Origin of the sequence: Kutzneria sp. NPDC051319, from assembly GCF_040682195.1 — a bacterium.
Lineage (GTDB): Bacteria > Actinomycetota > Actinomycetes > Mycobacteriales > Pseudonocardiaceae > Kutzneria.
In genome coordinates this window covers 8,351-24,263 of the sequence record NZ_JBFBAM010000025.1, presented here as the reverse complement: position 1 = coordinate 24,263, position 15,913 = coordinate 8,351, and the positions used below count along the sequence as shown (strand labels likewise).

1 protein-coding gene is annotated in these 15,913 nt (G+C 71.6%); it reads left to right on the top strand.

From position 1 onward, the window contains the following. Positions 1–24 precede the first annotated feature (24 nt). Complete coding sequence (locus AB0M73_RS24435; RefSeq protein WP_363894380.1) at positions 25–15,912, top strand: type I polyketide synthase; 15,888 nt, start codon at positions 25–27, stop codon at positions 15,910–15,912. The last annotated feature ends 1 nt before the right edge of the window (position 15,913 follow it).

Here is a 15,913-nt window from a genome sequence, read left to right as displayed (position 1 = left end):
GGCAGCGGTGTGGAGAGTGGGCGAATGAGCGAGTCCGGAAACTTCGTTCCTGACGCGGGTGGGGCGCTCGCGAGTCGGCTGGGCGCGGTTCCACCCGCCGAGCAGGTCCGGATCCTGGTGGGTCTGGTGAGCGAGCACACACTCGCCGTGCTGCGGCGGATCCGGCCGGAGACGACCGTCCGGATCGGACCCGACGAGGCCTTCCGCGACCTGGGTCTGGACTCGCTCGGTCTGGTCGAGCTGCACACGCGGCTCGGGGCCGAGACGGGTCTGTCCCTGCCGCCCACCGTCGGTTTCGACTACCCGACACCGAATCTGCTGGCCGCCCATCTGCGGGCGGAACTGCTCGGCCTGGAGGCGGAGGCGCCGGAGACGGTTGCCTCCGCTTCCGCGGATGACGAGCCGATCGCCATCGTCGGCATCGGCATCCGCCTGCCGGGCGGCGTGGACTCCCCGGATGCGCTGTGGCAGCTGGTTTCCGAGGGGCGTCACGTCAGCGACGAGTTCCCGACCGATCGCGGCTGGGACCTGGATCGCCTGTACGACCCCAATCCCGACAACCCCGGCACGACGTACGTGCGGCACGGCGGCTTCCTGCCCGACGCCGGCGACTTCGACGCCGACTTCTTCGGCATCAGCCCGCGTGAGGCGTCCGCGATGGACCCGCAGCAGCGGCTGGTGCTGGAAACCTCCTGGCAGGCCCTCGAACGCGCCGGCATCGACCCGCACTCGTTGCGGGGCAGCCGATCCGGCGTGTTCGTCGGCGCCGAGCCGCAGGAGTACGGCGTGCGCCTGCACGAGGCGCCCGACGGCTTCGACGGATATCTGTTGACCGGCAACGCCCCCAGCGTGGTCTCCGGGCGCGTGGCCTACACCCTGGGGCTGGAAGGCCCCACTCTGACGGTTGACACCGCGTGCTCCGGCTCGCTGGTGGCGCTGCACCTGGCGGTGCAGTCGCTGCGTCTGGGCGAGTGCACGCTGGCCCTGGCCGGCGGCGTCGCGATCATGGGCAGCCCGGGCACCTTCACCGCCTTCGCCCGCCAGCGCGGCCTGGCCGCCGACGGTGTAGTGAAGGCCTTCGCGGCGGCGGCCGACGGCACCGGTTTTGCCGAGGGCGTCGGCATTCTCGTGTTGGAGCGGCTGTCCGAGGCGCAGCGCAACGGGCACAAGGTGCTGGCCGTGATCCGCGGTTCCGCGATCAACCAGGACGGCGCGTCCAACGGCATCACCGCGCCGAACGGCCTAGCCCAGCAGAAGGTCATCCGCCAGGCGTTGGCCAACGCCGGCCTGACGGCCGCGGACGTGGACGCGGTCGAGGCCCACGGCACCGGCACCACCCTCGGCGACCCGATCGAGGCCAACGCGTTGCAGGCCGTGTACGGCCGCCATCGCGAACGCCCGATGTGGTTGGGGTCGTTGAAGTCCAACATCGGGCACACGCAGGCGGCCGCCGGTGTGGCCGGCGTGATCAAGATGGTCACGGCCATGCGGCACGGGGTGCTACCCAAGACCCTGCACATCGACGCGCCTTCGCCGCACGTCGACTGGGCGTCCGGGGCCGTCACGCTGCTGACCTCCGAAGTCCCCTGGGACAGCGAGGTTCGCCGAGCGGGCATCTCGTCCTTCGGCGTCAGCGGCACCAACGCCCACCTCATTCTTGAGCAGGCCCCCACTGGAGATGTCGAGTCCGCACAGCCGACCCCGGACTCGCTCTCTCCTTTTGTCGTCTCCGCCCGCAGTGCCGACGCCCTAAAGGCCCAGGCCGCCCAGCTGTCCACTATGGATGCGCCGCTGGTGGATCTGGCCAACTCCCTGGCCACGACCCGGGCCGCGCTGGAGCACCGCGCCGTGGTCATCGCCGGCGACCGCGACGAGCTGCTGCGTGGTCTGGCCAGCATCGCCTCCGGCGACGCCGCGACCAGCACGGTCGACGGCCGGCTGGCCTTCCTGTTCACCGGGCAGGGTTCGCAGCGTCTCGCCATGGGGCGGGAACTCTCTGGCAAATACCCAGTCTTCGCCGAGGCGTTGGAAGACGCCATCGCCCACCTCGACGTGCAGCTGGACCGTCCCCTGAGCGAAGTCCTGTTCGGCGACGACGAGGAGCTGCTGGGGGAAACCGCTTACACACAGGCCGCGCTGTTCGCGGTCGAGACGGCGCTGTTCCGGCTGCTGGAGTCCTGGGGCGTCACCCCGGACCTGGTCGCCGGCCACTCCATCGGCGAGCTGGTCGCCGCGCACGTCGCCGGCGTGCTGTCGCTGGAGGACGCCGCCACCCTGGTCGCCGCGCGCGGCCGCCTGATGCAGGAGCTGCCGCGTGTCGGCGCGATGGTGTCGGTGCGGGCCAGCGAGGGCGATGTCCGTGCCGCGCTCGAGGGTTACGAGGGTGTGAGCATCGCGGCCATCAACGGCCCGCGGTCGATCGTCCTGTCCGGCGTCGAGGAGCAGGTGCTCGCCGTCGCCGGGAAGTTCGAGAAGTCCAAGCGGCTGCGCACTTCGCACGCGTTCCACTCGGCGCTGATGGAGCCGATGCTGGAGGAGTTCCGGCTCATCGCCAGCGTGCTCGACTTCCGGCCGCCGCAGATTCCCGTCGTGTCCAACGTGACCGGCGGCGTCGCCGGCTCGGCCGACCTGTGCTCGCCCGACTACTGGGTCCGGCACGTGCGGGAGGCCGTGCGTTTCGCCGACGGCATCACGACCCTGGTCGACGAGGGCGTGACGACGCTCATCGAGCTCGGCCCGGACCCGGTTCTTTCGGCCATGGGAAAGGAAAGCGTCGACGGCGATGTCGTGTTCGCCGCCGCGCTCCGCCGTGACCGGGACGAGGTCCGCGAGCTGCTGACCGCCCTGGGCACGGCCTGGTCCCGTGGAGCCAAGGTCAACTGGGCAGCCTACTTTGCCGGCGCGGCAACGGTCGAGCTGCCCACCTACGCCTTCCAGCGGCGCCGCTACTGGATGTCCGCGGCCATCGGCTCCGGCGACGCGACCGGCTTCGGCCAGGTCGCCGCCGATCACCCGCTGCTCGGGGCCGTGGTCGGCCTGGCCGGCGGCGACGGAGTGGTGCTGACCGGCCGGGTGTCGCTGCGTTCGCACCCGTGGCTGGCCGACCACGTGATGTCCGGCGTGGTTCTGTTCCCCGGCACGGCTTTTGTCGAGCTGGCCGTTCGGGCCGGCGACCAGGTGGGGCTCGACGTCGTCGAGGACCTGACCCTGGAGAGCCCGCTGGCGCTACCGGAGACCGGCGGCGTGGCGCTACAGATCGTGGTCGGGGCCGAGGACCAGGGCCGTCGGACCGTGGAGTTCTACTCCCGCGGCGAGGCCGACGAGTCCTGGGTCCGGCATGCCGCCGGTGTCCTGGGGCGTGGCAACGCATCTGAACCGGTCGCGTTGGATACATGGCCGCCTGCGGGTGCTTCGAAGATCGACATCTCCTCGCTGTACGCCGACATGGCCGACCAGGGATACGGCTACGGGCCGGTGTTCCGGGGCCTGCGTGCCGTGTGGCGCACCGGTTCCGAGGTGTTCGCCGAGGTCGCGCTGCCGGAGCAGGAGAAGGCCGGCGCGTTCGCGCTGCACCCGGCGCTGCTGGACGCCGTCCTGCACGCCACCGACTTCGCCTCCGACGAGCCGGTCGGCGACGACATCCGCCTGCCGTTCGCGTGGAGCGGCGTCTCCGTGCACTCCACCGGCGCCTCGGCCCTGCGGGTGCGCATCAAGTCCACCGGCCGTGAGGCCGTCGCCATGGACATCGCCGACTCGACCGGCGCCCCCGTCGCCACGGTCGAATCCTTTGTCGTGCGGGCCGTCTCGGCGGAGCAGCTGCGCGCTGCCGGCCGTGGCGGCGAGGCCCTGTTCCAGGTGCGCTGGGAGGCCATCGCCCCGGTCGCGCAGGTCCCGTCGGTCAAGGGCTGGGCGGTCGTCGGCGCGGACTACATTGGTCTCGCCGACGCTCTCGGCAGCGGCATCACCGTGCATGCCGACCTTCAGGCCCACCGCGAGACCCTGGACTACGGGGCGCTGCCGAGCGAGGTCGTGCTGGCCCCGTTCGCCTGCTGCAACGGCGATGTGCCCAACGCGGTGCGCCGCACCACGTACCGGGCGCTGGAGCTGATGCAGGAGTGGCTGTCCGACGAGCGTTTCACCACCTCCCGCCTGGTCGTCGTGACGCAAGGCGCGGTCGTCGGCTCTGCCGACCCGGCGGCGTTGAGCTGCGCCCCGCTGTGGGGCCTGTTGCGGTCGGCGCAGGTGGAGAACCCGGGTCGGATCGTGCTCGTGGACGTGGACGAGAACTCCGCCGAGCTGCTGCCGGCCGCGCTGGCCTCCGGCGAGCCGGAACTGGCCCTGCACGGCGGCGAGATGCTGGTGCCGCGCCTGGCCAAGATCTCCGTCGCCGCAGCGGAAGGCCCGTGGACCGCCGACGGCACGGTGCTGATCACCGGCGGCACCGGCGGCCTGGGCGGCATCGTCGCCAAGCACCTCGTGGCCAATCACGGTGTGCGCAACCTGGTCCTGACCAGCCGCCGCGGCGCGGACGCCCCCGGTGCCGCGGAGTTGTCGGCCGAGCTGACCGAACTCGGTGCCACCGTTGGCATCGCGGCGGTCGACGTCGCCGACCGGGACGCCCTGGCGACCGTGATCGAGGGCATCGCCAACCTGACCGGTGTGGTGCACGCGGCCGGCGTGATCGACGACGGCCTGGTCGAAACCCTGACCTCCCAGCGTATCGACACCACGCTGCGGCCCAAGGCCGAGGCCGCCTGGCACCTGCACGAGCTCACCAAGGACCTGGACCTCAAGGCCTTTGTGCTGTTCTCCTCGTCGGCCGGCTTGGTCGACGGCTCCGGCCAGGGCAACTATGCCGCCGCCAACGTCTTCCTCGACGCGCTGGCCCGGTACCGGCACGCCCTCGGCCTGCCGGCCTCCGCGCTGGCCTGGGGCCTGTGGGCGGTCGGCGCGGGCATGGGGGAGCAGCTCGACGAGCTGGCCATTCAGCGCATTCGTCGCCTCGGCCTGGATCCCTTGAACGCCGAGGAAAGCCTGGCCCTGTTCGACGCCGCCGTCGCCGCCGACCTGGCCAACGCCGTGCCGGTGCGGGTCGACGCCCGCGCGCTTCAGTCACGTTCGGACGGTGTGCCGGCCTTGCTGCGCGGGCTGGTCCGCACGCAGCGGCCGACCGCCTCCGGACCGGTCTCCGTCGAGCAGACGCTGGCCCACCGGCTGGCGGAGTTGTCCGATGTGGAGCGTGACCGGGTGCTGTTGGACCTGGTGCGCAAGCAGGTCGCCGACGTGCTCGGGCATGACGGCGCCGAGGCGATCGACCCCAAGCGGGCGTTCACCGAGTTGGGCTTCGACTCGCTGGCCGCGGTGGAGCTGCGCAACAGGTTGAACTCCACGTTCGGCCTGCGCCTGCCGGCCACCCTGACCTTCGACTACCCGACCTCGGCCGCGCTGGCCAGGCTGATTGGCGACAAGATCCTCAGCGTGGCCGACAAGGTCGTGGCCAAGGCCCCGACGGTGGTGGCCTCGACCGACGAGCCGATCGCCATCGTCGGCATCGCCTGCCGTTACCCCGGCGGGGTTTCCTCGCCCGAGGACCTGTGGCGGGTAGTGGCCGAGGGGCAGGACGTCGTCAGCTCCTTCCCGACCGACCGCGGCTGGGACATCGACGGCCTCTACGACCCCGAGCCCGGCAAGCCCGGCAAGAGCTACTCCCGCGAGGGCGGCTTCCTGCACGAGGCCGCCGAGTTCGACCCGGCCTTCTTCGGCATCAGCCCGCGTGAGGCGTCCGCGATGGACCCCCAGCAGCGGCTGCTGCTGGAAACCGCCTGGGAGACCTTGGAACGGGCCGGCATCGACCCGGTCTCGTTGCGGGGCAGCGACACCGGCGTGTTCGCCGGCGTGATGTACCACGACTGGGGCACCCGCCCGGGCGAAGTGTCGGAGGACGTCGCCGGCTACCTCGGCAACGGCAGCCTGGCCAGCGTGGTCTCCGGCCGTATCGCTTACGTGCTCGGCCTTGAGGGCCCTGCGGTCACTGTGGACACCGCGTGCTCGTCTTCGCTGGTCGCGCTGCACTGGGCGATCCAGGCCCTGCGGGCCGGCGAGTGCTCGCTGGCCCTGGCCGGTGGCGTCACGGTCATGTCCACTCCGGACACCTTTGTCGACTTCAGCCGCCAGCGTGGCATGGCCTCCGACGGCCGCTGCAAGTCCTTCGCCTCGGCCGCCGACGGCACGGGCTGGGGCGAGGGCGTGGGCCTGCTGCTGGTCGAGCGGCTCTCCGACGCGGTTCGCAACGGCCACGACGTTCTTGCCGTGGTGCGGGGTTCCGCGATCAACCAGGACGGCGCCTCCAACGGCCTGACCGCCCCCAACGGGCCTTCGCAGCAGCGGGTCATCCACCAGGCGCTGGCCTCCGGCGGCCTGACGACGTCCGATGTGGACGTTGTCGAGGGCCACGGCACCGGCACCATGTTGGGCGACCCGATCGAGGCCCAGGCCCTGCTCGCGACCTACGGCCAGGACCGGTCCGAGCCGCTGTGGCTGGGGTCGATCAAGTCCAACATGGGCCACACCCAGGCCGCCGCCGGCGTCGCCGGCATCATCAAGATGGTCATGGCCATGCGCCACGGCGTGCTGCCCAAGACGCTGCACGTGGACGAGCCGTCCAGCAAGGTCGACTGGGCCGAGGGCGCGGTTCGACTGCTGTCGTCGGAGCAGCCGTGGCCGACGGTCAACCGCCCGCGCCGGGCCGGTGTCTCGTCTTTCGGCATCAGCGGCACCAACGCCCACGTGATCATCGAGCAGGCCCCGGCTGTCGAGGCCGCGGAGCGCACTGTCGAGCCGCGGATCGTCCCGTGGCTGGTCTCCGGCCAGACCGCCGAGGCCGCCGCCGCTCAGGCACTCAAGCTGTCCGCTGTAGACGGTGAGGCCGTTGACATCGCGTTCTCGCTGGCCACTACCCGTGCGGCGTTGGAGCACCGCGTCGCCGCCGTCGCGGCCGACCGCGAGTCGGCGCTGGCCGATCTGACCGCCGGCAAGATCACCGATGTCGCCAACGACGGCCTCACGGCGTTCCTGTTCACCGGCCAGGGCGCGCAGCAACTCGGCATGGGCCGCGAGCTGCACGACCGCTTCCCGGTGTTCGCGCAGGCCTGGGACGCGGCGATCACCCCCGAAGTGCAGGCCGTGGCCTGGGGCGACACCCAGGATGCCCTCAACCAGACCGGCACCACCCAACCCGCCCTGTTCGCCTTCGAGGTCGCGCTGTACCGGCTCATCGAGTCCTGGGGCGTCACGCCCAACTTCGTCGCCGGCCACTCCATCGGCGAGATCGCCGCGGCCCACGTCGCCGGCGTGCTTTCCCTGGACGACGCGAAGAAGCTGGTCAGCGCCCGTGGCCGGTTGATGCAGGCGTTGCCGGCCGGTGGCGCGATGGTGGCTGTCCAGGCCACCGAGGACGAGATCACCCTGGTCGACGGCGTCGGCATCGCGGCGGTCAACGGCCCACAGTCGGTGGTCATCTCCGGCGACGAAGTGGCCTGCCTGGCCATCAAGGCCGAATTCGAGGCCAAGGGGCGGAAGACGTCCCGCCTCAACGTCTCGCACGCGTTCCACTCACCGCTGATGGAGCCCATGCTCGACGAGTTCCGCGGCATCGTCTCCGGTCTCGCTTTCAACCCACCGCGTATTCCCAACGCCGGCAGCGACTGGACCTCGCCGGAGTACTGGGTCAACCACGTTCGCGACGCGGTTCGCTTCTACGACAACGTGAAAACGCTGTCGGCGCAGGGCGTCACCCGCTTCGTCGAGATCGGTCCCGACGCGGTGCTCACCGGCATGGCCGCCCACTGCGTGGAGAACGCGAAAGACAGCGTCGACGAGGCCGCGGTAATCGCGACCCAGCGTCGCGGCCGTGGCCAGGAGAACGAGCTGATCACCGGCCTGGCCAAGGCCTGGGCCAACGGCCTGACCGTGGACTGGACCAAGTTCTTCGCCGGCACCGACGCCCGTCGCACCGGCCTCCCGACCTACGCCTTCCAGCACCAGCGCTACTGGCTCAACCCCGTCGCGACCTCCGGCGACGTCTCCTCGGTCGGCCAGGTCGCCGCCGGGCATCCGATGCTCGGCGCGGTCATCGCCCTGGCCGACGGCGACGGCATCGTCGTCACCGGCCGGCTGGCCGCGGAATCCCTGGGCTGGCTGGCCGATCACCAGGTGCTGGGCTCGATCCTGCTGCCGGGCACCGGTTTCGTCGAGCTGGCGGCGCAGGCCGGCCAGCACGTCGGCTGCGAGTCCGTGGAGGAGTTGACGCTCCAGGCCCCGCTGATCCTGCCGCCACGCGGCGGCTACGCCATCCAGGTCACCATCGGCGGCGCCGACGCCTCGGGGGCCCGCACGGTCAGCATCCACTCCCGTCCCGAGGGCAGCGACGCCGCCTGGACACGGCACGCCATGGGCACTCTGGCCCCGGCCAAGGCTGCCGCCTTCGATCTCACGGAGTGGCCGCCGGCCGGCGCGACGCCGATCGACACCGAGAACGCCTACGGCCGCCTGACCGACCGCGGTTACGGCTACGGCCCGACCTTCCAGGGCCTGACCGCCGCGTGGAAGCGCGGCGACGAGATCTTCGCCGAGGTCAGCCTGCCCGAGGGCAGCGAGGGCGAGCGTTACGGCCTGCACCCGGCCCTGCTGGACTCGGCCATGCACGCCGACCTCCTCGACGACGTCGGCGAGGGCGCGACCCTGCTGCCGTTCTCCTGGAACGGCGTCACCCTGCACGCGGTCGGCGCGACCTCGCTGCGAGTGCGGATCCAGCGCCTGCGTGGCGACGAGGTCTCGGCCATGTGGATGGCCGATCAGACCGGCCAGCCGGTGCTGACGGTGGAATCCCTGGTCTCCCGGCCGGTTTCGGCCGAACAGCTCAGTGCCGCCAAGGGATCCGACGGCCTGCACCGCATCGAGTGGAAGCCCGCCACCGCCCAGCCCACCGACCTCCACGTCGTGCACTACGTCAGCCCCAACGCCAGTGGCGAGGTTCCGGAAGCGGTCCGACAGGTCGCCGGCCTGGTCCTCAACGACATCCAGTCGCTGCTGGCCGACGGCACCGCCGGGGTCACCGCGGTTGTCACCTCCGGCGCGGTTGCCGTTGGGGGAGAAGACATCGCCGACCTGAGCCAGGCCGCCGTGTGGGGCCTGATCCGGGCGGCGCAGGCCGAGCAGCCGGGCCGGCTGGTCCTGGTCGACACCGACAACACCGAGGCGTCGACCAAGGTGCTGTCCGCCGCGGCGACGCTTGGCGAGCCCGAGGTCGCCATCCGCAACGGCGAGATCCTGGTGCCGCGCCTGGTCTCTGCGGTTGGTGCGGAGTCCACTTGGGACACCGTGGGCACGGTCCTGATCACCGGCGGCACCAGCGGGCTTGGCGCGATCATCGCCCGGCACCTGGTGGCCAACCGTGGCGTCACAAAGCTGGCCCTGCTCAGCCGTCGCGGCGCGGATGCCCCGGAGGCCGCGGCACTATCGACGTTGGACGCTGACGTCCGCTTCTTCGCCTGTGACGTCACGGATCGGGCCGCGTTGGCCGATGTCGTGCGTCAGATCCCCGACCTGACCGGCGTCGTGCACGCGGCGGCGGTGGTCGACAACGGCCTGATCGACACGCTGACCACCGAGCGGGTGGACAAGGTGTTGCGCCCCAAGGTGGACGCGGCCTGGCACCTGCACGAGCTCACTCGCGACCTGCCGCTGACCAAGTTCGTCCTGTTCTCGTCGGCCGGTGGAATGGTCCTCGCCGCGGGACAGGCCAACTACGCGGCGGCCAACGTCTTCCTGGACGCCCTGGCCCACCACCGACGTGCGCAAGGCCTGCCGGCCAACGCCCTGGCGTTCGGCATGTGGGCGGTCAACACTGGTCTCGGCGGCGAGCTCGTTGACGCCGACCTGGACCGGATGCGCCGCCTCGGCACCCCGGCCCTGGCGGCCGAAGAGGCGCTGGAGCTGTTCGACCAGGCTCTCGGCGCCGACGACGCGGTGATCGTCCCGCTGAAGATCGATCGCGAAGCGCTGCGCACCCGCAGCGAGGAGATTCCGGCGCTGCTGCGTGGATTCGTGCGGGTGCAGGCCCGCCGGGCCGCGCAGGGACAGGCCGCCGTGCAGTCGCAGTTCGCCGGTCTCACCGGGGCCGACCTCGACCGCGCGCTGCTGGAGCTGGTGCGGGGCAAGGTCGCCGCCGTGCTCGGTCACGACGGCGTCGACTCGGTGCCGGCGGACAAGGCGTTCAAGGAGCTCGGCTTCGACTCGCTGGCCGCCGTCGAGCTGCGCAACATGCTCAACGCGTCGACCGGGCTGAAGCTGCCGGCCACGCTGGTGTTCGACTACCCGAACTCCCGCCGGGTCGCGGAGTTCGTCGCCACGCTGGTCGGCGGCGTCGCCGAGCCGGCCGCCAAGCAGGCCGCCACTCAGGTTCGCGCCGACGACCCGATCGCCGTGGTCGCCATCAGCTGCCGGTTCCCCGGCGGCGTCACCTCGCCGGAAGACCTGTGGAAGCTGGTCGCCGAGGGCCGGGACGCGGTCACGCCGTTCCCGACCGACCGCGGCTGGGCCATCGATGCCCTGTACGACCCGGAGCCCGGCAAGCCCGGCCACACCTACGCCAAGGACGGCGCCTTCCTGCTCGACGCGGCCGACTTCGACGCCGAGTTCTTCGGCATCATGCCGCGCGAGGCGGTGGCCATGGACCCGCAGCAGCGGCTGCTGCTGCAGTCGTCGTGGGAGGCGTTCGAGCGGGCCGGTATCGACCCGAACTCCATGCGCGGCAGCCAGACCGGCGTCTACGCCGGCGTGATGTACCACGACTACGGCACCTGGCTGCGGGACATCCCCGACGACCTGGCCGGCTACATCGGCAACGGCAACGCCGGCTCCATCGCCTCCGGCCGCGTCGCCTACACCCTGGGCCTGGAGGGCCCGGCCGTCACAGTCGACACCGCCTGCTCGTCGTCGCTGGTCGCCGTGCACACCGCCTGCCAGGCCCTGCGCAGCGGCGAGATCGACATGGCCCTGGCCGGCGGCGTGACCGTGATGTCGACGCCCGAGATCTTCGTCGAGTTCAGCCAGCAACGCGGCCTTGCTTCGGACGGACGCTGCAAGGCCTTCGCCGGCGCGGCCGACGGCACCGGCTGGTCCGAGGGCATCGGCATGCTGCTGCTGGAACGGCTGTCCGACGCCAAGCGCAATGGGCATAACGTGCTGGCCGTTATCCGCGGCTCGGCGATCAACCAGGACGGCGCCTCCAACGGCCTGACCGCGCCCAACGGCCCCTCGCAGCAGCGGGTCATCCAGCGGGCGCTGGCCGTCTCCGGCCTGACCGGGGCCGACGTGGACCTGATCGAGGGCCACGGCACCGGCACCCGGCTCGGCGACCCGATCGAGGCCCAGGCCCTGCTCGCCACCTACGGCCAGGAGCGCACCGAGGACGACCCGGTGTGGCTGGGCTCCGTCAAGTCCAACCTCGGCCACGCCCAGGCCGCGGCCGGCGTCAGCGGCCTGATCAAGGTGATCATGGCCGTGCGCAACGGAATCATGCCTAAGACGCTGCACGTGGACGAGCCGTCGCCCCAGGTCGACTGGACCGCCGGCGCCGTGAAGCTGCTGACCGAGGCCCGCGAGTGGAAGGCCTCCGGCCCCCGCCGCGGCGCCGTATCGTCGTTCGGCCTCTCCGGCACCAACGCCCACGTGATCATCGAGCAGGCCCCGGCAACGGAGAGTGCGGCGGCGCGCCGTCGTCTGGACCCGCGGGCTGGTTCGGCCGCGCCCCACGGGGAAAACAACAACGGCCTACGCGCGGTCGAAGCAGACAAGGGGAAGACGGCGGATCAGAGCGCCGTCGCCGCCTCGCCGGAGGCGGGGCAGACAAACACAATGATTCCCCTTGTGCTGTCGGCCCGCACGGCCGCCGGCCTGCCCGACCAGGCCGAGAAGCTGCGCGGCTTCCTGGCCTCCGGCGTCGACCTCTTCGACACCGGCTTCTCGCTGGCCACCACCCGGGCCCAGTTCGACCACCGGGCCGTCGTGCTGGCCAACGACCGCGAGTCGGCGCTGAGCGCCCTGACCGCCCTGGCCACCGGCGAGGAATCCCCGAACCTGGTGCGAGGGAACAGGAACGACGGCCAGACCGCGTTCCTGTTCACCGGCCAGGGCTCACAGCGGCTGGGCATGGGGAAGGAGCTGTACGAGGCCTACCCGGCCTTCGCCAAGGCCTGGGACGAGGTCATGGCCCACCTGGACCCGTCGGTTCAGTCCACGGTCTGGGGCACCGACGTCGACGCCCTCAACCAGACCGGCGTCACCCAGCCCGCGCTGTTCACCCTCGAAGTTGCACTGTACCGTTTAGTTCAGTCTTGGGGCCTGAAGCCCGACTTCCTGGCCGGCCACTCCATCGGCGAGCTGGCGGCGGCCCACGTGGCCGGGGTCCTCTCGCTCGAAGATGCGGCCAAGCTGGTGTCGGCCCGTGGGCGGCTGATGCAGGCGCTGCCGGCCGGCGGGGCGATGGTGGCGATCCAGGCCGCCGAGGACGAGATCACGCTGGTCGACGGGGTGGGCATCGCGGCGGTCAACGGCCCGCGGTCGGTGGTCGTCTCGGGTGACGAGCAAGCCGTGCTGGCGATCAAGGCGGAGTTCGAGGCCAAGGGCCGCAAGACCACGCGGCTGAAGGTCTCGCACGCGTTCCACTCGCCGCTGATGGAGCCGATGCTCGACGAGTTCCGGAAGGTCGCCGAAAGCCTCACCTACGGCACGTCGACGATCCCGGTGGTCACGACCTCGGCCGGCGGCGGGCAGTGGACGGAGCCGGAGTACTGGGTCAACCACGTGCGCACGGCGGTCCGCTTCTGCGACGCCGTCCGCACGCTGGAGGCCCAGGGGGTCACCAAGTGCCTGGAGATCGGTCCGGACGGCGTGCTGACCGGCATGGCCCAGGGCTGCCTCACCCGTGACGACGACGTCTTCGGTGCAGGCAAGGCGGAGTTGCATGCAGCGCTGCGCAAGGACCGTCCCGAGGTGCACACCCTGCTCGCGGCGGTCGGCCTCGACCTCGACGGCCGGGCGTTCTTCACCGGCGGCCGCCGCGTCGACCTGCCGACCTACGCGTTCCAGAAGCGCCGCTACTGGCTCGACGCGCAGGCGGCGAGCGTGGAGGACGCGGCCGGCCTGGGCCAGGTCAACGCCCAGCACCCGCTGGCGGCCGCGGTCGTCCAGTCGCCGGAGACCGGCGGCGTCACCCTGACCACCCGCCTGTCGGTCGACACCCACCCCTGGCTGGCCGACCACGACGTGCTCGGCACGGTCATCCTGCCCGGCACCGCGTACGTCGAGCTGGCCATCCGGGCCGGCGAGGAGGTCGGCTGCGACACGGTCGAGGAGCTGACCATCGAGGCCCTGATGCCGCTGCCGCGTGGCGAAGGCCTTGCCGTGCAGACGGTTGTCGGCCCCGAGGACAAGCACGGCGCCCGCTCGCTGGCCATCTACTCCCGGACCGAGGGCAGCGACGCCGGCTGGACCCGGCACGCCTCCGGCGTGCTGACCGCGGAGAACAAGCCGGCGCCCACGCCGGAGGCGTTCAACGTCGGCCTGCGCGAGTGGCCGCCGGCCGGCGCCGACGCGGTCGACATCAGCGGCGTCTACGACTACCTGAGCGGCCAGGGCTACATCTACGGCCCGATGTTCCAGGGCCTGCGCGGGATCTGGCAGCGCGGCGAGGAGACGTTCGTCGAGGTCGCGCTGCCGGAGGAGGCCAAGGCCGACGCGGCCGAGTTCTTCCTGCACCCGGGCCTGCTCGACTCCGCGCTCAGCGCCACCGACTTCATGTCGGGCCGCAAGCCGCAGGATGCCGGCGGCACGCAGCTGCCGTTCGCGTGGACCGGCGTCACCATCCACTCCGTCGGAGCGAACAAGCTGCGCGGTCGCGTGGTGTACACGGGCGGTTCGGACGCGGTGCGGCTGGAGCTGTCCGACCCGATGGGCACGCCGGTCGCGACGATCCGCTCGCTGGTCGTCCGCGCGGTCACCGCCGACAAGGTCAACGCGGCGGCCGCCGGGGCCGGCCAGCTGGATTCGGTCTTCCGCATCGGCTGGAACCAGCTCCCGCTGGGCAGCCTGCACACCGCTTCCCGCGGCAACTGGGCGACGGTGACCAGCGCTGCCGAGGTAACTGCACTGTCCAGTACACCCGAGGTGGCAGTGCTGCCCGTGGTCGCGACCGGCAAGGACGTCCCGGCGCAGGTGCGGGCGGTCGTGACCGGCGTGCTGGACACCTTGAAGGCCTGGCTGGCCGACTCCCGCTTCGCCGACGCCAAGCTGATCGTCGTCACCCGCAACGCGGTTTCCGTCGGTGACGAGGAGATCGACCTGGCGCAGGCGCCGATCTGGGGCCTGGTCCGGTCCGCGCAGGAGGAGAACCCGGGCCGGATCGTGCTCGTCGACTCCGAAGGCCCGGACGACCTGCTGCCGGCGGTCATCGCCACCGGCGAGCCGCAGGTTGCCTTGCGGGGCAACGGGGTCAAGGTGCCGCGCTTCGCCCGTGTCGCGCCGAGCCCGGCCGGCATGCCTGAGCTCGACCCGGACGGCACGGTTCTCATCACCGGCGGCACCAGCGGCCTCGGCGCCACGTTCGCCCGGCACCTGGTGGCGGACAAGGGAATCAAGCACCTGTTGCTGACCAGCCGGCGCGGCATCGACACACCGGGCGCGGCCGAGCTCCAGACGGAACTGACCGCCCTCGGTGCGACGGTGAAGATCGCGGCCTGTGACGTCGCGGACCGCAAGGCGCTGGCCAAGCTGATCAAGGGCGTCAAGAAGCACCCGCTGACCGGTGTCCTGCACGCCGCCGGCGTGATGGACAACGCGCTGATCGACGGCCTGACGCCCGAGCAGGTGGAGAACGTGTTGCGCCCCAAGGTGGACGCGGCCTGGCACCTGCACGAGCTGACCAAGGACCTGTCGCTGGCCCAGTTCGTGCTGTTCTCCTCGTGCTCCGGTCTGGTGATCGGGGCCGGGCAGGGCAACTACGCGGCGGCCAACCGGTTCCTGGACGGCCTGGCCACCCACCGGCGGGCTGCGGGCCTGCCGGCCACCGCCCTCGGGTGGGGCCCGTGGGCGGCCGACAGCGCGATCGGCGGCGGCGCGGCCGACAAGGACCTGGAGCGGATGGCCCGGCTGGGCATCGTCACCCTGCCGACCGAGGAGGGCCTGCGGCTGTTCGACCAGGCCATGACGGTCGACGAGGCGGTGCTGGCGCCGATCGTGCTGGCCCCGGCCGAGTCCGAGGTTCCGGTGCTGCTCAAGGACGTCGCGGTCAAGGCGGCGCCGAAGAAGGCGGCCCGGGCCAAGGCCGCTGACGCGCCGGCCGAGCCCGAGGGCGGTCCGTCGCTGGAGCAGCGGCTGACCGGCCTGAGCGAGAGCGAGCGCGACCGGGTGCTGCTCGACCTGGTCCGCACGCACGTGGCCGTGGTCCGGCACGACGATCCGTACTCCATCGACGTCACCAAGGGCTTCACCGAGCTGGGCCTGGACTCGCTGGCCGCGATCGAGCTGCGCAACCGCTTGCAGGCGGCCACCGACCTGCGGCTGCCGGCGACGCTGATGTTCGACTACCCGAGCCCGGTGGCGCTGGCCAAGTTCCTGCTGGAGGAGCTGTTGCCCAGTATCGGCGAGGCCCCGGCCGCGCAGTCCGACGACGACATCCACCGCGCGGTTGCGGCCATCCCGGTGGACAAGCTGCGCGCGGCCGGCCTGCTGGCCCAGCTGCTTGAACTAGCCGGTTCAGTACAGGTCGAGCCCTCCGACGACCAGAGCGAAGCGATCAAGACCATGGACATCGACGACCTCGTGGCCGCCGCGCTCGCGGCCGGCGACAACTGAC

Coding starts and splice junctions, on each gene's coding strand:
- AB0M73_RS24435 (WP_363894380.1), top strand. CDS start 25: ATGAGCGAGTCCGGAAACTTCGTTCCTGACGCGGGTGGGGCGCTCGCG.